The following is an 18,261-nucleotide window of genomic DNA, read 5'->3' as shown; positions in this document are numbered from 1 at the left end:
TGTGTTTTATATCAAGGGATATCAAAGCGCGTTAAGCCATCACTTATCATTTTGCTATTCATGTCGCTTGTCTGGTATTAGAAATCCCAATCTTCATCCTCCGTTGCGACGGCTTTACCAATGACATAAGAAGATCCAGAACCCGAGAAAAAATCATGATTCTCATCGGCATTGGGAGAGAGTGCAGCCATTATCGCGGGGCTAACTTGGCATAATTCATCCGGAAAGAGAGGTTCAAAACCTAGGTTCATCAATGCTTTATTGGCATTGTAATGCAGGAAATGTTTCACATCTTCGGTGAGGGCTACATCTTCGGTGAGGCTTACATCATCGTACAATGATTCTGTATATTGGCTTTCTAATTCATATAACGAAAACATCAAAGAGAAAGCTTCGTCTTTAACACGATCTTGTTCCGCTTCATCGAGTTCATTGAAGGCTTGTTGGAATTTATAGCCAATGTAATAGCCATGAATGGCTTCATCGCGAATGATCAAACGAATTAAATCTGCAGTGTTTGTTAACTTGGCGCGACTTGACCAGTACATAGGTAGATAGAAGCCTGAATAAAACAAAAAGCTTTCAAGGAAAACACTGGCGACCTTCTTCTTCAACGGATCTTCATTGGCTTTGTAATCGTCTAAAATGATCTGTGCTTTTCGTTGTAGCAATTCATTTTCTTCCGCCCAGCGGAAGGCTTCATCAATTTGAGGTGTGGTACACAGGGTCGAAAAAACGGAAGAATAGCTACGTGCATGTACTGCTTCCATAAAGGCAATATTAGTGAGTACGGCTTCTTCATGCTGCGTTCTAGCGTCTGCCATTAACGCGGGCGCACCAACGGTATTTTGTATGGTGTCGAGTAGGGTTAATCCAGTAAAAACCCGAATGGTTAGTGTTTGTTCTTCTTTGGTGAGCTGTTTCCATGTTGGGATGTCATTGGACAAAGGGACTTTTTCTGGTAACCAGAAGTTCACCGTGAGTCGGTTCCAAATCTCAAGATCTTTATCATCTTGCATGCGATTCCAGTTGATTGCTCTGACTGGCTGCGGAATGGTCGTTACTGTCATAGTGGGTTCTCCGTAAATCAAAGTGTGCAAGAAACACAGCCATCAACCTGAGTGCCATCGAGTGCTTTTTGGCGCAAACGAATGTAGTAGAGGGTTTTAATTTTCTTTTTCCATGCGTAAATCTGCGCTTTATTGATATCACGCGTCGTGACGTTATCGTTGAAGAATAAGGTTAGCGATAAGCCTTGATCGACATGCTGAGTGGCGGCGGCATAGACGTCAATAATGGCTTTTGCCCCTATTTCGTATGCGTCGCGATAGTACTCAAGGTTTGTATTGTCGAGATACGGGGCAGGGAAGTACACGCGGCCGATTTTACCCTCTTTACGTATTTCCACTTTTGCCGTTACAGGGTGAATGGACGCGGTAGAATCATTGATGTAGCTGATTGAGCCTGTCGGTGGGATCGCCTGTAAATTCCGATTGTAGAGACCGTGCTGCATGACTTGTTGCTTGAGCGTCGCCCAGTCATCTTGGCTAGGTAGTTTTAAGCTTAACGTTGCGAGTAACGCAGTGACTTTTTCAGTTTTGGGCTGAAAACTCTGGTTTAGATATTTATCAAAAAATACGCCACTTGCGTAACTTGAATTGTCAAAACCGCAAAAGGTCGCTTGCCTCTGTTTTGCGAGTTGATTAGAGGCGACAAGGCAATGGAATAGTACGGTAGCAAAGTAAACGTTAGTGAAGTCGATGGCTTCTGGGCTGTCGTAGTGGATGTTTTCTCTTGCTAAGAATCCGTGGAGATTCATTTGACCAAGACCAATCGCATGGCTTTCGTCATTACCTTTACGAATGGAAGGAACACTGTCTATCGCAGACATTTCTGAGACCGCATTCAGTGCTTTTATCGATACCGCGATGGTTTGTGGAAGGTTAGCGCCATCTAAGGCTTTGGCAATGTTAATTGAGCCTAAGTTGCATGAGATATCACGTCCTAACTTTGCGTAGCTTAAGTCATCGTTAAACTCAGATGCGTCATTCACTTGAAGAATTTCAGAGCACAAATTAGACATGCTAATCCGACCTTCGATGGGGTTTGCCTGATTAACGGTATCTTCAAACATGATGTAAGGGTAACCAGACTCAAACTGGATCTCTGCCAGTGTTTGGAATAAGACTCGTGCGCTGATCTTATTTTTACGGATCTGAGGGTTATCCACCATTTCTTGGTATTTTTCTGTCACACTAATTTCAGAGAAGGGGACACCATAAATTTTTTCGACGTCGTACGGCGAAAACAGATACATATCTTTATTTTGCTTAGCGAGCTCTAAGGTAATATCGGGAACAACAACCCCTAAACTTAGAGTTTTAATCCTGATTTTTTCATCGGCATTTTCACGTTTTGTATCTAAAAACTGCATAATGTCAGGATGATGAACATTGAGGTAGACTGCGCCAGCCCCTTGCCTTGCCCCTAGCTGATTGGCGTATGAGAAGCTGTCTTCGAGCAATTTCATTACTGGCACCACACCAGAGCTTTGATTGAGGATCCCTTTAATTGGAGCCCCTTGTTCGCGCAAGTTACTCAGCAAGAGTGCAACTCCGCCGCCTCGGCGTGACAGTTGTAATGCGGAGTTGATTGCTCGGCCAATACTTTCCATATTGTCTTCAATTCTAAGCAGAAAGCATGAAATCAACTCGCCCCGACTTTTCTTACCTGAATTGATAAAAGTGGGTGTGGCGGGTTGAAATCGCTGGTGGATGATTTCGGTCATTAGCTGCAGAGCAAATGTTTCATCACCTTGCGCTAACGTTAACGCAGTCATGACGACTCGGTCTTCAAATCGCTCCAAGTACCGCTTTCCATCTCGGGTTTTTAGGGCGTAAGACGTAAAGAATTTATATGCGCCTAGGAAAGTACGAAAACGGAATTTTACTTGATAAGCCGCATTCCAAATTTGGCGAATGAATACAGCGCTATATTGCTGCAAAACGTTGGGTTCGTAATACCCTTCGCAGATCAGATAATCAAGTTTCTCACTCAAGTTATGAAAGAACACAGTGTTTTGATTAACGTGTTGTAGAAAGTACTGACGGGCAGCCTGTTTGTCGGATTCGAATTGAATATTTCCATTTTCGTCGAGCAGATTGAGCATCGCATTGAGCTCATGGTAGTTCAAAGAATGATGAGTGAATGACGTGTCCATGATGGTTCCAAAATTGTTTTAGCCCGTGACGTACCTTGTGCACATCTTGTGGTGTTCCTGACAGTTCAAATCGATACAGCAGTGGCACGTTGCACTTACGTGAAATAATGGTGCCAGATTGGGCAAATAACGCGCCGAAGTTTCGATTCCCAGATGCAATGACCCCTATTAGTAAAGAGCGTGTTTGATTGTTATTGAGTGCTTTAATCACAGATTTAGGGACAGCGCCGCGTCCTTGTCCATCGGCGTAAGTTGGGCACACCAGCACAAAAGCGTGTGTTATTTTGGGTGTGGGTTCACCAGAATCTAGCGGTAAACGCAGGGCAGGTAGACCAAGCTGTTTTATAAAGCGTTCGGTGTTACCCGAAGCGCTGGAATAATAAACAAGCATTAGCTGAGCTGCTTGATCATATCGGGACGAAACCCTGACCAATGATGCGAACCCGCGACGACAACAGGTGCTTGCCTGTAGCCCATGGATTGAACTGTGTTCATCGCAGAATCATCTTGAGTTAGGTCGATAACTTTGTGCTTAATTCCTTTCGTTTGAAGTGCTTTCACCGTCGCTGTGCACTGCACGCACTGAGGCTTTGAATAAACAATAATATCCATTTTACTTTCCTTTATATCAATCTTAATGATAATCATTATCTTGCGCTATTCTATATATGGTATTTGTAAATAACAAAATGTCAATATGTTGTGATTGCATCTAAACCCATAGAAACTTAATGGTTGAATATTAATTGATAATCAATATCATTCTCGTTTGTTGGTGCGAATTGATAAATGGAATGAGGACTGCAACATGAGCGTTCAACGTTCAGAATCAACTGAAATTTCGATTCATGACATGGAGTGGAAGGGAATTAGCTTATCGGAGTCGGCAGCTTGCAGGATTAGACAGCTATCTTCAGATGGGCAGCTATTTCATTTAAGTGTACGATCTTCAGGGTGTACGGGTTTTGCTTATGAGGTAAAGCTTATTAAACAAGTGAAACAATCAGATCTTAAGTTTAATTCTAGGGACGTAGCCTTCTATGTTGCCCTGACTGCAATGCCCATGCTTGATGGCACGAAAATAGATTTTGTTCGCCAAGGGTTAAATAGCAGCTTTGTTTATCACAACCCCAACGTCAAAAATATGTGTGGTTGTGGTGAAAGTTTCGGAGTTTGACAATGTGTGCTGTTGAAACACAACCAGAAGTGGAAGAGATGCTGCAAAGCAGCAACTACAAGCAAGGGTTCTACACCGAATTATCATCAGACACTTTGTCTGTAGGGCTGAATGAAGATGTAGTGCGTGCGATATCGACAAAGCGTAATGAGCCCGATTGGATGCTGGCATTTAGGTTAGACGCTTTTCGTAAATGGCAGAAAATGGAAGAACCGCATTGGCTTAAAGCTGAGTATTTTGGTCTCGATTATCAAAGTTACAGTTATTACTCTGCGCCTACTTGCGGAAAATGTGATGACTCGACAGACGACCATGATGATGGTTCAAATGCATTTTTAACCAACGAGGTGGAAGCGGCGTTTAAGCAATTGGGTGTCCCTGTTAGAGAGGGGGCTGAAGTTGCGGTGGATGCTATTTTTGATTCTGTTTCTGTTACCACAACCTACCAGAAAGAGCTAAAAGAGCAGGGCATTATTTTTTGCTCATTCAGTGAGGCTATTCATGAATACCCTGACTTAGTACGCCAGTATCTGGGTACAGTTGTTCCTGCTGATGATAACTTTTTTGCCGCTTTGAATGCCGCCGTTGCCTCTGACGGTACCTTTGTTTATATCCCTCAAGGGGTTCGCTGCCCGAGAGAGCTTTCTACTTATTTTAGAATTAATCAAGCAAAGACGGGCCAGTTTGAGCGCACCATCCTGATTGCTGATAAAGGCTCATATGTTAGCTATATCGAAGGTTGCTCGGCGCCAGTGCGTGATTCTTATCAGTTACATGCTGCAGTTGTTGAGGTAATTATTCATCAAGATGCGGAAGTGAAATATTCGACGGTGCAAAATTGGTTTTCAGGTGAAGAAGAAACCAAAGGCGGCATACTTAATTTCGTGACAAAGCGAGCGGTTTGCGAAGGTGCTCATAGCAAGATGTCTTGGACGCAGTCAGAAACAGGTTCCGCTATAACATGGAAATACCCGAGTGTGATCTTGAAAGGCGATCACTCGGTGGGAGAATTCTTCTCTGTGGCGCTGACTAACGGTGTTCAGCAGGCTGATACTGGCACCAAGATGATTCATATCGGTAAAAACACGCGCTCAACGATTATTTCCAAAGGTATCTCGGCGGGTAAAAGCCAAAACAGTTACCGAGGACTTGTGAAAATATTAGCCAATGCGCAAGGCGCTCGTAATTTTACCCAATGTGACTCGATGCTGATTGGTGCAGATTGTGGCGCCCATACATTTCCTTATGTTGAAGTTAAGAATCCGAGTGCTCAGGTTGAGCATGAAGCGACAACCTCTCGCATTGGTGACGATCAGCTCTTTTACTGTACTCAGCGAGGGATCAGTGAAGATGATGCTATTTCGATGATTGTTAATGGATTCTGTAAAGACGTATTTTCTGAACTACCGCTCGAGTTTGCGGTAGAAGCGCAAAAACTGCTTTCGATTAGCCTCGAACACAGCGTGGGGTAAGCAATATGCTACAAATTAGTGATTTACATGTCAGTGTTGAAGATAAATCTATTCTGCAAGGTATTGATTTACAAGTTAAGCCCGGTGAGGTCCACGCGATTATGGGCCCTAACGGCTCTGGGAAAAGTACCTTGTCTTCAACATTGGCTGGCAAAGAAGATTACCAAGTAGATAAGGGGACGATAGTCTTCAAAGGCAAGCAATTGACCGAGCTCGATCCTGAAGAGCGAGCGGGCGAGGGCGTTTTCTTAGCGTTTCAGTATCCGGTTGAGATCCCTGGGGTCAGTAATAAACTGTTTTTGAAAACCGCGTTGAATGGCATTCGTAAATATCGCGGTGAAGAAGAAATGGATCGGTTTGATTTTGAAGATTTACTGGAAGAAAAAGCCCAATTACTAAAAATGCCTATGGATCTGTTACAGCGCTCAGTCAATGAAGGGTTTTCGGGGGGGGAGAAAAAGCGCAATGATATTTTACAAATGGCGGTGCTATCTCCGCAGTTGTGCATTCTAGATGAGACTGATTCAGGGCTCGATATTGATGCACTAAAAGCGGTTTCGGCAGGCGTGAATGCCCTTAGGGATGGCAAGCGTTCATTTATTATGGTGACACACTACCAGCGTATTTTAGATTACATCAAACCTGATTATGTGCATGTGCTCTACAAAGGCAAAATAGTGAAATCGGGTGATCACACATTAGCAAAAGTACTAGAGGAAAAAGGCTATGGGTGGATCACTGGTGAAGAATGATGTGGCACTAATGAAAGATCTGGAGAGCATGGTTCAGTCTGTTCATTGGCAGCAACAGCAATGGGAAAAAATGATAGGAGTTGGGCTTCCAGCAAATAAAGATGAAGCGTGGAAGTACACTTCACTATCAGATTTTAAACAGCAGCCACTCCATTATGCTGCTTTTCAACCAGCAGAAAATATATCTTATGACAGCTTAAGCCTTAATTTTGATGGCTATCGGTTAGTGTTTTTTGATGGTCTATATTCGGTGCGTTGTTCTGATTGGATCCCTAACGCAATCATTACTCCTATAGATAAATTATCTGGCCTTGATATTGATGCATTGTCGAAATCTATTCAGCCAGATGCATTTACTTACCTGACTGACGCCACGGCAACAGGGGGAGTATTGATTGAGGTTAAGCCCGATACCGTGATTGATAAACCGATTTACTTGCTTCATATCAGCAGTGGAATGAAAGGTGAAGTGTGTAGTTATCGTCATCATGTAGAGCTGGGGCGCTTATCCCAATGTGAGGTGATCGAGCATCATATCTCCTTGGATCAAGGAGGGGGAGTAACGTTATCTCGTTTGAGTGCTGATGTGGGTAAAGGGGCGCATTTTTATCACACTAAATTACTAGAAGAATCGCCACGTCAGCATCATTTTGGTCATAACGATATCATTGTTGATCGTGATGCTAGTGCTCAATCAAATTGCTTTATGCTGTCAGGGTTATTATGCCGTCATCAAATCAGTAGCCTTTTACAAGGCGAAAATGGTTTTGTCGAAATGAATAGCCTCGCTATGCCAGATCATCAACAAACCTTTGATAGTCGAACTTATCTTAGGCACCGAGCAGCGTATTGTCATAGTGAACAATTGCATAAGACCATAGCGAGAGGTGCGTCCAATGGGGTGTTTGATGGCATGATCTATGTTGAACCCCGTGCGCTTAAAACCGATGGGCAGATGGATAGCCACAACTTGCTATTGAGTGAAGCGGCTCAAGTAAACTGTAAACCTCAACTTGAGATATACGCTGATGATGTGAAATGCAGCCATGGCGCGACGACAGGCCAACTCGATTCTAATCAGATCGAATATATGCGCGCACGAGGGATCAAAAAGGTGAAAGCGGAGCAGATGATTATCTTTGCGTTTGCCGCTGAAGCCGCGTTTAAGATCCGTCACCCATTGGTGCAACAATACGTATGTGACAAGTTGGAGCTCACTCTGTCTCAACACGCGCCTCAATACGGCTCTCAAGGAGGGCGTAATGACTGAAATCACGTTAATAAATAGCCCTTGGTTCGAAGATTTCCCCGCGTTAAAAACCGAGGTGTATCAAAAGCCGTTGCGCTATCTTGATACTGCCGCGACCGCGCAAACCCCAAGCGCTGTAATAGACAGAATGACGCGTTTTTACCAAAACGACTACGCCAGTGTACACCGTGGCGTTCATTATCTGAGTGCTAAAGCTACGCAAGAGATGGAGCAAGTAAGAACTCAAGTGAGTGATTTTATCGGCGCTGAGTCGGTTAACAACATCATTTTTACCAAAGGGACCACTGAAGCTATCAATCTTGTTGCGCATAGTTATTTGAGAGCGCAGCTCTCCCCGAGGGACGAGATCATTGTCACGGAAATGGAGCACCACGCGAACATAGTGCCTTGGCAACTGTTATCGGAACTTTGTGAGGTCACTATCAAGGTTTGGCGGTTGAATGAGAAGAGTGTGTTGGACTTGGATGATCTCAAGCCTTTAATCACTAACCGGACACGCCTGATTGCCGTTACCCACATTTCTAATGTACTCGGTACTGTCAATGCAATTAAAGCGATCATTAATTATGCACATAAACGCAACGTTCCTGTTTTAGTCGATGGCGCACAAGCTGTGATGCATCAACAAGTTAATGTGGCTGATTTGGATTGCGATTTTTATGTCTTCTCAGCACATAAGCTCTATGGCCCGACGGGAACTGGGGTTTTATACGCAAAGCGTCGTCACTTGGAACGTATGGTGCCATGGGAAGGTGGGGGCGCAATGATCGATCAAGTGACTTTGCCTATGGGAACGACTTATGGAGAAGCCCCCTGGCGTTTCGAAGCCGGTACGCCAAACATTGCGGGCATTTTGGGTTTAGGTGCGGCAATAGAATATATCGAATCGGTAGGACTGGCAGAAATTGCCAATTATGAGAGCCAGCTGATGTCGTATTTGGTCGATAGCCTTACCCAAGTAAATGGTATAGAGATCTATGGCAACGACGACAATCGAATGGGTGTGGTGGCTTTTAATATGAAAGGCTTGCACTCATTTGACGTTGGCGCATTTCTTGACAGGTACGGTGTTGCTATCCGTACTGGCCATCATTGCGCAATGCCATTAATTAAAAAGCTGGGTCAGAGTTCCGTTTGCCGAGCTTCAATAGGTATGTATACCCAATCATCTGATATTGATGCGTTGGTGCAAGGTTTAAATAGAATTAATCAGCTGTTGAGGTAGTGATATGACCCCAGAAAAAATAGTTGGTAATTTCAATCGTTGTTGTGATTGGGAAGAGCGTTATTTGTATTTGATAGAGCTAGGGGAGCGTCTACCAAGTTACCCAGATTCAAAGATGACGGCGAAGCATTTAATAAAGGGCTGCCAGAGTAAAGTATGGCTCGATCTTCGTTATGATTCAAAATCAGGGGTACTTAATTTCTTAGCGACTAGCGATGCAGCCATAGTAAGAGGCTTACTTGCTTTACTGCGGATTGCTTATCACGGAAAACTACCGCATGAAGTGTTACTTTTCGATATCCAAGCTTGGTTTGAAGCACTTGACCTAAAATCTCACCTCACACCAGGAAGAACACAAGGGCTAGAGGCTATTGTGAAACAAGTACAAACAAGAATGGCGGATTAAGCGACGATACCAATTTGATTAAGTTTATTGATTAAATTGGTGTTCGTTTGTTGTTCTTAGATAAGAATGGCAAGTAAGCAGAATAAACTGTGTCGTGATTAGGTGTGGATATAAAGAGTAGATACAGAAAAACACGCATTAAAGCGTTTGACCTAAATGATAAGTTTTAGCATGAAGAAAACTGGAGCGGGCAGCGGGAATCGAACCCGCATCATCAGCTTGGAAGGCTGAGGTAATAGCCATTATACGATGCCCGCTTAATTCTGAATTAGATTCAGGAGGTGATTTGCATCGAACGAGATACATAATGGCAAATTTTCAGTTTAAAGAAAGTGCTTATTTCTCGAATGTGACGCGCGTCACATTATCGATTGCTAAGTGCTTAATAAACAATCTTTTAGCTGTTTTTATCACAGGGTTTGCTCTGAACAAGTGACGCATTCGTTGCGACTCATACCTTCATTGTTCAGAGCAGCTTCAGGCTTAGTATTCCCCTTCCTGTTGTTTCTTCTGTTTGATCTGCCAATGTTCTTGTGGATCGTAGTTGTCATCACAGATGTCGATTGAGAACCCCATGTCGACCACTTCTTTCAATGTGAGGTTATCTGCGAGCTGGGCTGTTTCACCGTGAGAATTCTTAAATTCCATATTTATCTCCCTTGATGCATTACATCAGTGGCTGTACAAGTGACATCTTTAACAGCGATATAAGTTAGAGCTTGCTTCTGTGGGCCTATTAAACGTGAGTGCTGACCAGAGAAGCTACCCAGTAACTTATTTACGTTGGTTTAAATATAGGACTCAATAAGCACTTTTTCCTGTTCGCAGCAATTGGGCGAGGTAGGTGCTGTCATGAAAATAGGTTCCACACGCACTCTTCCTATTCAACATCATGGCCTTATGGCGATTTACTATACATTTACACCATCAACCCCATATAAAGAGTAACGTTTTTACGTGATAGTGATTAAACTGTATAAATATACAGTTATTCGTTTACGGTGATGAAAAGTATGGCTCTACTTCCTTTTTTTACAGAATCAGTTCGTTGTGGTTTTCCGTCTCCAGCTGATGGCCATGAGGAAAGTTTAGATCTTGATGATTTTCTGATCCGTAACCCTAATGCGACGTTTATGCTACGTGCTGCGGGAGATTCGATGACTGATATTGGGATCTACGATGGCGATTTATTGGTGGTTGATAGAGCTGAACCTATAGCGCCGGGGCGGATTGTTATTGCTCGAATTTACGATGAGTTTACTTGTAAGCGTTTAATTCGTCATGACGGAGCGTGGTGGTTAAAAGCGGAAAGTAGCATGATGGCACCTTTCCCGTTACCAGAAGATTCAGAGATCTTTGGCGTTGTGACACGCAATATTCACGATTTACTGAGCGCATAATGGCCATTGCACTTAATGGTTATCGAAACCAAGTTTGGGCGCTGGTGGATGCAAAATCTTTCTATTGTTCTTGTGAGCAGCTATTCGATCCGAAACTTGCCAATAAGCCGGTTGTAGTATTAAGCAACAATGATGGCTGCTGCGTAGCGATGACACCAGAAGCCAAAGCGCTTGGCATTAAGCGGGGAGCACCATGGTTTAAGATTGCGCATGAAGCCAAACGGCTTGGTGTCCATGTTCGTAGCTCTAATTACACCTTGTACGCTGATATGAGCCGTAGATTCATTGAAGAATTAAGCCAGTTTTCACCCCATGTAGAGCAATACAGCATAGATGAAGCGTTCATTCGCCTTGATGGCTTCAAACTAAATGAGCTAACCGAATATGGCCGTGAAATGAAAGCGACGATTGAACGTAATATTGGCTTACCTGTGCGTGTTGGGATAGGGGCGACACCGACCTTGGCTAAGCTTGGCAATCAAGCCGCTAAACTGTACGAGCAAAAAGTAAAAGGCGTGATCCAGATTGATTCCGACCACAAACGCCGCTGGCTATTGGAACGGACAGATGTTCAATCGCTATGGGGGGTAGGCGCGAAAACTGCAACACGATTACAAACCACAGGCATTTCTAGTGCATTGCAATTAGCCGATAGCGATCCGTCGGATATTAAACGGCTTTGGAATGTGGGTTTAGCCCGTACAGTCTTAGAGCTACAAGGCATTGCTTGCATAGATCCTGGTGATATTGATGATGTTAAAAAGCAGATATTATCAAGTCGTAGTTTTGGAGTGGGGATATCTAATTTTGATGATCTAAAAGCTGCTCTTGCATTTCATTGTCAGCGTGCTGGTGAAAAGCTTCGTCGGCAGGGGAGCCAAGCAAATGTTGTTGGTGTGTTTCTACGAACGAACCGTCATAAGAATACGCCTCAGCATAATCGAAGCAGTGCTATACCGTTAGCGTGCCCGAGCCAAGATACGTATAAATTTTTAGATTGTGCTTTGCATCAACTGGCGCAAATCTACCGCTCTGGTTATGAGTATCAAAAAGTAGGGGTGATTTTAGATGAGTTATCCGATGCGGGGAATGATGCATTCCAACTTGATATGTTTGATACAAGTGCATTGGTCGAGTCAAAACGCAGAGACTTAATGTCGATCAGCGATACGATAAATACTCGCTATAAAAACGGCTTGAAGCCTGCTTCTGTAATGAGCTCGACCAATTGGCACATGAGGCAAGCATTTCGGTCTAATCGCTGGACAACTCGGCTTGATGAACTTCAACACGTTAAGTGCTAGATGCTAAGCACCAAGTTCGATACACAAAGTATTAGATGTATAGTATTGGATGTATAGTATTTTAGATATCACTGGGGTTGTTCTACATAAACCCTTTGACTTTAATTTGAGTGCCTAAGCACTGTTCTACTAATGCTTGGCGTGTTAATAGCCAAGATCGCCTGTTATTATTTCCGACGGTTATAACTAGCCACCGACCCATTCCCCTCTATAAGAATAAATCCATTTTCTTAATATGCTTATCAAAATTTATAGGTTAACTAACTGTTAGTTAATCTGTAATGATTATGTATCCAACTCGCAACCGCTTAAATCCTGGTTTCTCCTCCTTGGTCTTCTAAGGCTAGAAGTCATCCGTAATCTCATCATTAATGACCATTGAGCTTTGGGGTATAAGAAAAATAAGCATAATGTTTGACGTGTGTTCTTATTTTATATTGTAATTTGATGTAGCATGCGCTTTTGTACATTTGACTCGTTAACTAGACACTTAAGTAAAACTAAGTGTGCGGTAGCGTGGGTGAAAACTATTATTTATCAATCGGGCTTATTACACCGGTATGATGAATGCCTGCTACATGCGTGTAAATTTGTGTTGTTTTGATGTCTGAATGGCCAAGCAGCTCTTGGATGTTTCGAATATCGGTACCGCTTTCTAATAGCCGTGTAGCAAAACTGTGCCTAAAAGTGTGGCAGCCTGCTTTCTTCGCAATATTTGATGCCGAGATAGCCAGCTTCACTCTGCGTTGCATTGTGCGATCCATGATGTGGTGGCGTAAATGTCTACCCGTTCGAGGATCTTTGCTGATTTTTGACGCCGAGAATAGATATTGCCAGTGCAATGATTTAGCATGGTTAGGGTATTTTCTTGCTAAAGCAAAAGGCATATAAACCTCACCAAGATTATTACTTAGGTCTCTATCATGAGTAATACTCACTTGAGTAATTTGCTTACTAATGTCGGCATAGAGTGATTTTGCAAGTAATGTTTGTCTGTCTTTATTTCCTTTGCCACTTCGTACCGTGACTGTACCTGCATTGAAGTCGATGTCATTTAGCCTCAATCTTAGTGCTTCATTAAGACGAAGACCGCTGCCATACATAAGTTGAGCGATAAGCTTGAAAGGATAATCCAGTGCATTTATAACAGCTGTTGCTTCACTATGAGAGAAAACAACAGGTAACTTAATTGCTTTCTTTGATTTACAAAATTCTAGGTCATTAACTTGAAGTTTCAAAAACTCACGACATAAAAACACTAGTGCGTTCAGTGCTGTTTTTTGCGTGTTTGGTGAGATATTTCGTTTAATCACTAAAAATTCAAGATAAGCTGAAATATCCTCTGAACGAATGTCATGCTGGTTTTTATATTTTCCATACTTGATAAAACGCACAGCCCAATACAAATAGGTTTTCTCACTACTATAAGCAAGCCCTCGCGCTCGCATATAGCGACAATAACGTTGAGTAAAATTGTCTGAGTGTTGCTTTAACGGGGTTGGTATATCCATACTCAAAAAGTTAACTGTTTATATATACAGTTAATCTAGATTAGATATACAGTATGTACAAGTAACCAGTAAATTTGATTGCCATAGTCGTGGTTAGAGCAAATAACACTGAAAATGAGTGCTAGGTCAGTTTCAAATTAGAGAAAAAAAGATACACGGCATCGATACGTATATCTACCCGCACTGGTAGGTTTTACGACTCGGTTACGTAGAAGAAAATGTTACCCGACTTGGTTCAATTCTTTTTGTGTACCTAACTCCGCAGTCGCTGCGAGTTGATCAATTCCAGAAGTATTCGTATGCAGTTAGAATCGTTCGTCGTTCATAGCGGCTTCTTATTTTTAAACGTCTCAATGACTTGCGTGAATGTTCACTGGTCACCGCGCTAACTTCTGTATTGGTTTTAACCATGGTTCGGCCGTGGCGGTTGATACTCTGTGTACTTAGCAGTTCTTAAATTTCTTAGCTATTGCCGCGTCATCATCGAGGATAGCCGCTTTCAATATTGTGGTCGGTGCGTTGGTAGGGAAGTGGTTACATTTTGGTGGTTGCCGTAAGCAATTAGATTGTGGGCGATGTTTGCGGCTTTAGTTTTGGCTGTCTTTTAACCAATATTCGTGCACGTTTCTGGTTCATCTTTTCTAGGTAAACCATAGTGCTAACATCATCGTAGCCGCTATTTTGTGGGTAAACCCGCAGCTATTTTCGTGGTTATAGTTTTGAATTTGTCTGCTTTAAGTTTGGTGTTTGTCGCGCTGAATCAGCGTAGTTTTTAATTGCATTTCATCATGGCAGGCAAGCTGCTTTAGCTAGGTCGAACGGCCGGGTAACAAAGGCATTAATGTGACGCCTGACACTCGGCGGTTTTGGTTTGAAGTATATTTGGTTTTGTAAGTTCAGCGTTGGCGCACCTTATGCCAAGGCGTTATATTATGGAGGTTGTAATGGGTAGAGTTTCAATATCAAAAAAAACTCAGAATCAAATATTAATGGAATCTAAGAGAAGATGTGCTTTATGTTTTGGGATCGATGGTAATTTTTCTGAAAAAAAAGGGCAGATAGCACATATAGATCAAAATAATGAAAACAGTAATGAAAGTAATTTAGCATGGTTGTGCTTAGAACATCATGATGCTTTTGATTCAAAAACGAGCCAGAGTAAAAATTATACGAAGGAAGAAGTTGTTAATTATAAAAAATCACTAATATTAAAAATAAAAAATCTTAGTGAGAATGATCAGTCTCAATTAAGGGGGTTTATTAATAAATATGACGTTTTCTTTCGGTATATTGATGAGCCTATATATGATTTTAGGATTGAAGTTGAAGAATATAATGAAATTAAATCTGCAATCTTGGATTTTTCGATGTTTTACTTTGAAAGTAAAGATGTAAAAGTATATTTAGATGAAATTTCAAATTCGCTTAATAGAATTTTGGGTATCTATGATAATTATGATTATGAACGTAATCAAAGTTTCATCCATTATGTTGGTGAGCAAGGGTGTCGTGATAAATATAAAGATCTTTGCACGGCTGAATTGGAAAATATAATTTCAAATTACAACAAGTTGAGAGAATTAATATAACAAATGCATCAACACGATTTGCTACATTCGGCATTCTAGGTTTCTTTGAGTTTACCGTATTAAGTGGTAAATTTGGGCTTAATCTGCATGGTAGCAAACGTGTTATGCAGGCGTTATATTTAAAGGAGAAAATAATGACATTGAATGAATATTTAAATCAAACAGAAGAAAAGCTACTTAGTGCTTCTAGTCGAGAAGAAGCTGAATCTATTGTAAGTAGTGCGCAAAACGTTCTGAATGCATCGAAGATTAGTGAAGATGGACAAAGACAGTTTTGGGCTGACTTATATAAAAAGTTAGGTGGTGATCAAGATTTTATACTTGAAAAGCAAGGTGCAGACTCTCTGTCAGACATTTTAGCGGCTGCAAAAAGAGTCATTGCCCAGAAGGTTAAAAAGTAATGGCTGCTGAAACATATAACTTAGTGACGGTTATTATTTACACTGTATCCGCCATCATTGCTTTGGTTATGCTGGGTATAGCTCTTTCTCAACTTGGGCAACTAACAGCTCAAGTTACTCAAGCAGTAAAATCAAACTCAATAAGTCAACTTAGTGCACTTCTGGCTTTGGAACAACAGATCGCTGATAGAAGACTTGTACTTAGTGAGGCAGCCATAGCTGTATCTGAAGCTGAAAATGCCGGAGAGGAGGAGTTCACAGCATTAAAATTGAGGCTCAATGAAGCAAAGCAAATGTATTTAAATGCATTAGATAGACTGTGCTTTTGTGTCAACAAAGAGCTGCTTGATGCTGAGGATATGAGATTAGAGTATCGAGACATTATTAAAGCTGCTGTAAAAGATTTTCCTGACGACTTTACAATGGCAACTACCTATAGAAATATCAAAAAGGTATACGAGTCTTGGGCTGACAAATAAATATAACAATCTGTTTAAGAGTGATTCGCAACGCGTGGCATTTTTGCTATGCGTTGCGTTTTGTGTTTAAGGTGTTATGCGGTGGCTTCGGTATTGCGTTGCTCACACCTTAACAGGGCGTTGAGGCTGTAGAATTTCTCGCTTTTTAGCCGATTTTCCATGTTTGATCGCCATTTATTCTACAGACAATGCCCTAAATGCTGCGCGATGATAGTGGCCTTTATCATGGTAAGGAAAGATATAGCGGCAAGATGAGAGTTTAGCGGCGTTTTTCGTTGATTTGAGAGGTTTTACCCTCTATATAATGCAATTTCGTAGCTTTTCTATGTTGTGGAGCATGCTGAACATCGCCCATTGGGCGTTTACTTTCTCTTTTCCTCTCAGCGTAAACCGGTTCATCTGTTTGTTGACGGTGATGTTGCCAAAAACAGGTTCAACGCACCCAAGCCGCTTACTGTATTGCCGCCTTCCTTCTGGGCTATCAATCTTGTCTTTCATAGCTTGCATGTGGTCAAAGCCTTTGGTGTTTTTGTAGATGAAGAACACTTGTCGGCCGACTTGCTTGCCAGGTGGTTTTCTCATGCACTGTGACTGGTGAACACATTGTCGGCAATCATTGAGATAACCACAAAACTGAGCGCCCCGTTCACCACGGATGACAGCATTTTTACTGCTTAGCCGCATTATTTTTCCGGCAGGGCAGCGACAAGTCATTTCGTCTTGGTTGAATTCAAACATGGAAATGGGGTAACAGGTTTTGCCTGTTTTCGAGCGTTTCTTTCGTTTTTTCGCTTGCTCAGTTTGATAGGTTTCACTGCTTTGAAACAGTGGGTTGCGGCTGCGAAAACCGGTATCGGCGACGTAACAGTCGTATGGCGTTTCTGCTAAGAACTTGAGGTTGGTTTTACTGTGAAAGCCACTATCAGCGGTGAACTTGGTGGTGTACTGTGCCATATTCGGTAGCTTATCCAGTTGGGCTTTTAATGCGAGTACAGCAGGCTTCAGTGTTTGCTGCTCACCAACGCTTCCCCATACTTGGCTGTGCAGAATGATTTGGTGTTTGTCATCGGTGATGGCGATGCCGTTATAACCTTGAATAGTACCTTTAGACGTAGTCATTTTGGCGCTGTCGTTGTCGGTAATATTGCTTTTTATAGGTTTGTTGCTGCTGCCAAGTTTATCTTGAGTATTAGCGAGAAACGCCCCAATTTTATCGGCGCCCTTATCAAGCTTTTGCTTTTGTCGTAAGTCTTGTTCGATAACGTCATTTGGGAGTGCATCTTGGCTTTGATGACGCTCGATAATACGTTGGCTGGCGCGTTGAAGTTTCTCTTTCTTGCGTCGTAACTCGTCGTGTGTGCCACTCCATTCTTTACTGGCATTGGATGAAATTTTACAGCCATCAATAGCAAACATGTTACGCCCGATAAGGCCTTGTTCATCACATATCATTAGAACTTGAGTAAACAGTGGCTCAATGGTGTCCTTCATCTGTGCGATGAAAGACGCAATAGTGGTGAAATGTGGTCTTGCATCCCCAGATAAACACATAAAGGTGACATTGTTGATGCAGGCTCTTTCTATGCGTCGGCTAGATAACATGCCGAGGGAATAGGCGTAAAAGACAACCTTAAGCATGATAGAAGGAGGGTAAGCCGCAGCCCCATTTTTGTCGTTGTGGTAGTGCGCATTAAAGGGCGAGAGGTCGAGGTGATTATCAACAATGTGGGAAATCGCATACTCGATAGTGCCGGGGATGAGTTGTTCATCGATGATGACAGGAACGAACATGTTTTGGTTCGAGTAATCGGTTTTGAAGTTGGGCATAACCGTGTCTCGTTGTGAATAATTTAGATTAGATCACAAGGAGTTAGTGCGTTCAAGTTCATGTCGTGATGAAATGGCGGTAGGATCAGAATTGAGACGGGCGAGAAGAAATTCTACAGCCTCGTTACCCGACTTGGTTGAGTTCTTTTAGCTTACCTAGCTCCGCTGTTGTTGTGAGTTGGTCAATTCCAGATAAATCCGTATGCAGTAAGAATCGTTCGTCGTTCA

General features: G+C 42.3%; 18 protein-coding genes and 1 tRNA gene. 11 read left to right on the top strand and 8 right to left on the bottom strand.

Going from position 1 to position 18,261, the window contains the following annotated elements; all coding sequences use genetic code 11:
• Positions 1-77: 77 nt before the first annotated feature.
• Genes nrdF through nrdH form a run of 4 tightly spaced genes read right to left on the bottom strand, consistent with a single transcriptional unit; the run spans position 78 to position 3,832 of the window.
• On the bottom strand, positions 78-1,070 hold the full coding sequence (nrdF, locus tag OCU87_RS20945; protein ID WP_261859313.1) for a class 1b ribonucleoside-diphosphate reductase subunit beta: 993 nt from the start codon (positions 1,068-1,070) through the stop codon (positions 78-80).
• 17 nt (positions 1,071-1,087) lie between these two features.
• A complete protein-coding gene (nrdE, locus tag OCU87_RS20940; RefSeq protein ID WP_261859312.1) occupies positions 1,088-3,220 on the bottom strand; it encodes a class 1b ribonucleoside-diphosphate reductase subunit alpha in 2,133 nt (710 codons plus the stop codon).
• Positions 3,180-3,611, bottom strand: coding sequence for a class Ib ribonucleoside-diphosphate reductase assembly flavoprotein NrdI (nrdI, locus tag OCU87_RS20935; protein ID WP_094957637.1), 432 nt, complete (start codon positions 3,609-3,611; stop codon positions 3,180-3,182). Before nrdI ends, nrdE begins: the two co-directional genes overlap by 41 nt.
• On the bottom strand, positions 3,611-3,832 hold the full coding sequence (gene nrdH, locus OCU87_RS20930) for a glutaredoxin-like protein NrdH (RefSeq protein ID WP_062687777.1): 222 nt from the start codon (positions 3,830-3,832) through the stop codon (positions 3,611-3,613). The genes nrdI and nrdH overlap by 1 nt, the downstream gene beginning before the upstream one ends.
• Positions 3,833-4,028: 196 nt before the next feature.
• On the opposite strand from nrdH, the gene OCU87_RS20925 reads away from it, so the two are divergent.
• Genes OCU87_RS20925 through OCU87_RS20900 form a run of 6 tightly spaced genes read left to right on the top strand, consistent with a single transcriptional unit; the run spans position 4,029 to position 9,522 of the window.
• Positions 4,029-4,397 (top strand): iron-sulfur cluster assembly accessory protein, encoded by a 369-nt coding sequence (locus OCU87_RS20925; protein WP_261859311.1) that lies wholly within the window; start codon positions 4,029-4,031, stop codon positions 4,395-4,397.
• Positions 4,398-4,399: 2 nt separating this feature from the next.
• Positions 4,400-5,869: a Fe-S cluster assembly protein SufB gene (sufB, locus tag OCU87_RS20920; RefSeq protein WP_261859310.1), complete on the top strand. Its 1,470-nt coding sequence runs from the start codon at positions 4,400-4,402 to the stop codon at positions 5,867-5,869.
• 5 nt (positions 5,870-5,874) lie between these two features.
• Positions 5,875-6,621 (top strand): Fe-S cluster assembly ATPase SufC, encoded by a 747-nt coding sequence (gene sufC, locus OCU87_RS20915; RefSeq protein ID WP_261859309.1) that lies wholly within the window; start codon positions 5,875-5,877, stop codon positions 6,619-6,621.
• Positions 6,596-7,891, top strand: coding sequence for a Fe-S cluster assembly protein SufD (gene sufD / locus OCU87_RS20910; RefSeq protein WP_261859308.1), 1,296 nt, complete (start codon positions 6,596-6,598; stop codon positions 7,889-7,891). Before sufC ends, sufD begins: the two co-directional genes overlap by 26 nt.
• On the top strand, positions 7,884-9,116 hold the full coding sequence (locus OCU87_RS20905) for a SufS family cysteine desulfurase (protein ID WP_261859307.1): 1,233 nt from the start codon (positions 7,884-7,886) through the stop codon (positions 9,114-9,116). Before sufD ends, OCU87_RS20905 begins: the two co-directional genes overlap by 8 nt.
• Positions 9,117-9,120: 4 nt before the next feature.
• Positions 9,121-9,522 (top strand): SufE family protein, encoded by a 402-nt coding sequence (locus OCU87_RS20900; protein WP_062687778.1) that lies wholly within the window; start codon positions 9,121-9,123, stop codon positions 9,520-9,522.
• 182 nt (positions 9,523-9,704) lie between these two features.
• On the opposite strand, the gene OCU87_RS20895 is transcribed toward OCU87_RS20900, so the two are convergent.
• A tRNA-Gly gene (locus OCU87_RS20895) sits at positions 9,705-9,779 on the bottom strand.
• Between the two features lie 226 nt (positions 9,780-10,005).
• The gene (locus OCU87_RS20890) at positions 10,006-10,170 is read right to left on the bottom strand and encodes a hypothetical protein (protein WP_162845618.1); all 165 of its coding nucleotides are present in this window, start codon (positions 10,168-10,170) and stop codon (positions 10,006-10,008) included.
• A 365-nt stretch (positions 10,171-10,535) separates the two neighbouring features.
• Here OCU87_RS20890 and OCU87_RS20885 point away from each other — a divergent pair, with 365 nt between their 5' ends.
• Positions 10,536-10,922, top strand: coding sequence for a LexA family protein (locus tag OCU87_RS20885; protein ID WP_062687779.1), 387 nt, complete (start codon positions 10,536-10,538; stop codon positions 10,920-10,922).
• On the top strand, positions 10,922-12,226 hold the full coding sequence (locus OCU87_RS20880) for a Y-family DNA polymerase (protein WP_261859306.1): 1,305 nt from the start codon (positions 10,922-10,924) through the stop codon (positions 12,224-12,226). Before OCU87_RS20885 ends, OCU87_RS20880 begins: the two co-directional genes overlap by 1 nt.
• Positions 12,227-12,756: 530 nt before the next feature.
• On the opposite strand, the gene OCU87_RS20875 is transcribed toward OCU87_RS20880, so the two are convergent.
• Positions 12,757-13,737, bottom strand: coding sequence for an integron integrase (locus tag OCU87_RS20875; protein ID WP_261859305.1), 981 nt, complete (start codon positions 13,735-13,737; stop codon positions 12,757-12,759).
• Positions 13,738-14,681: 944 nt separating this feature from the next.
• Between OCU87_RS20875 and OCU87_RS20870 the strand changes: the two genes are divergently transcribed.
• From OCU87_RS20870 to OCU87_RS20860, 3 genes are all read left to right on the top strand, one after another.
• Positions 14,682-15,326 (top strand): hypothetical protein, encoded by a 645-nt coding sequence (locus tag OCU87_RS20870; protein WP_261859304.1) that lies wholly within the window; start codon positions 14,682-14,684, stop codon positions 15,324-15,326.
• Positions 15,327-15,460: 134 nt separating this feature from the next.
• Positions 15,461-15,727, top strand: a complete 267-nt coding sequence (locus tag OCU87_RS20865) for a hypothetical protein (RefSeq protein ID WP_261859303.1) — start codon at positions 15,461-15,463, stop codon at positions 15,725-15,727.
• Positions 15,727-16,206 carry a hypothetical protein gene (locus OCU87_RS20860; protein ID WP_261859302.1) on the top strand — a complete coding sequence of 160 codons (480 nt, stop codon included), beginning with the start codon at positions 15,727-15,729 and terminating at the stop codon, positions 16,204-16,206. The genes OCU87_RS20865 and OCU87_RS20860 overlap by 1 nt, the downstream gene beginning before the upstream one ends.
• Positions 16,207-16,503: 297 nt before the next feature.
• Here the strand turns inward: OCU87_RS20860 and OCU87_RS20850 are convergent, their stop codons facing one another.
• Positions 16,504-18,033, bottom strand: a complete 1,530-nt coding sequence (locus tag OCU87_RS20850) for a transposase (RefSeq protein ID WP_261858196.1) — start codon at positions 18,031-18,033, stop codon at positions 16,504-16,506.
• Positions 18,034-18,261: the final 228 nt, after the last annotated feature.

Source organism: Photobacterium sanguinicancri, assembly GCF_024346675.1.
GTDB classification, from domain to species: domain Bacteria; phylum Pseudomonadota; class Gammaproteobacteria; order Enterobacterales; family Vibrionaceae; genus Photobacterium; species Photobacterium sanguinicancri.
The sequence above is the reverse complement of the archived record's forward strand: the minus strand, read 5'-3'. Positions and strand labels throughout refer to the sequence as shown.

Coding starts and splice junctions, on each gene's coding strand:
- nrdF (WP_261859313.1), bottom strand. CDS start 1,070: ATGACAGTAACGACCATTCCGCAGCCAGTCAGAGCAATCAACTGGAAT.
- nrdE (WP_261859312.1), bottom strand. CDS start 3,220: ATGGACACGTCATTCACTCATCATTCTTTGAACTACCATGAGCTCAAT.
- nrdI (WP_094957637.1), bottom strand. CDS start 3,611: ATGCTTGTTTATTATTCCAGCGCTTCGGGTAACACCGAACGCTTTATA.
- nrdH (WP_062687777.1), bottom strand. CDS start 3,832: ATGGATATTATTGTTTATTCAAAGCCTCAGTGCGTGCAGTGCACAGCG.
- OCU87_RS20925 (WP_261859311.1), top strand. CDS start 4,029: ATGAGCGTTCAACGTTCAGAATCAACTGAAATTTCGATTCATGACATG.
- sufB (WP_261859310.1), top strand. CDS start 4,400: ATGTGTGCTGTTGAAACACAACCAGAAGTGGAAGAGATGCTGCAAAGC.
- sufC (WP_261859309.1), top strand. CDS start 5,875: ATGCTACAAATTAGTGATTTACATGTCAGTGTTGAAGATAAATCTATT.
- sufD (WP_261859308.1), top strand. CDS start 6,596: ATGGGTGGATCACTGGTGAAGAATGATGTGGCACTAATGAAAGATCTG.
- OCU87_RS20905 (WP_261859307.1), top strand. CDS start 7,884: ATGACTGAAATCACGTTAATAAATAGCCCTTGGTTCGAAGATTTCCCC.
- OCU87_RS20900 (WP_062687778.1), top strand. CDS start 9,121: ATGACCCCAGAAAAAATAGTTGGTAATTTCAATCGTTGTTGTGATTGG.
- OCU87_RS20890 (WP_162845618.1), bottom strand. CDS start 10,170: ATGGAATTTAAGAATTCTCACGGTGAAACAGCCCAGCTCGCAGATAAC.
- OCU87_RS20885 (WP_062687779.1), top strand. CDS start 10,536: ATGGCTCTACTTCCTTTTTTTACAGAATCAGTTCGTTGTGGTTTTCCG.
- OCU87_RS20880 (WP_261859306.1), top strand. CDS start 10,922: ATGGCCATTGCACTTAATGGTTATCGAAACCAAGTTTGGGCGCTGGTG.
- OCU87_RS20875 (WP_261859305.1), bottom strand. CDS start 13,737: ATGGATATACCAACCCCGTTAAAGCAACACTCAGACAATTTTACTCAA.
- OCU87_RS20870 (WP_261859304.1), top strand. CDS start 14,682: ATGGGTAGAGTTTCAATATCAAAAAAAACTCAGAATCAAATATTAATG.
- OCU87_RS20865 (WP_261859303.1), top strand. CDS start 15,461: ATGACATTGAATGAATATTTAAATCAAACAGAAGAAAAGCTACTTAGT.
- OCU87_RS20860 (WP_261859302.1), top strand. CDS start 15,727: ATGGCTGCTGAAACATATAACTTAGTGACGGTTATTATTTACACTGTA.
- OCU87_RS20850 (WP_261858196.1), bottom strand. CDS start 18,033: ATGCCCAACTTCAAAACCGATTACTCGAACCAAAACATGTTCGTTCCT.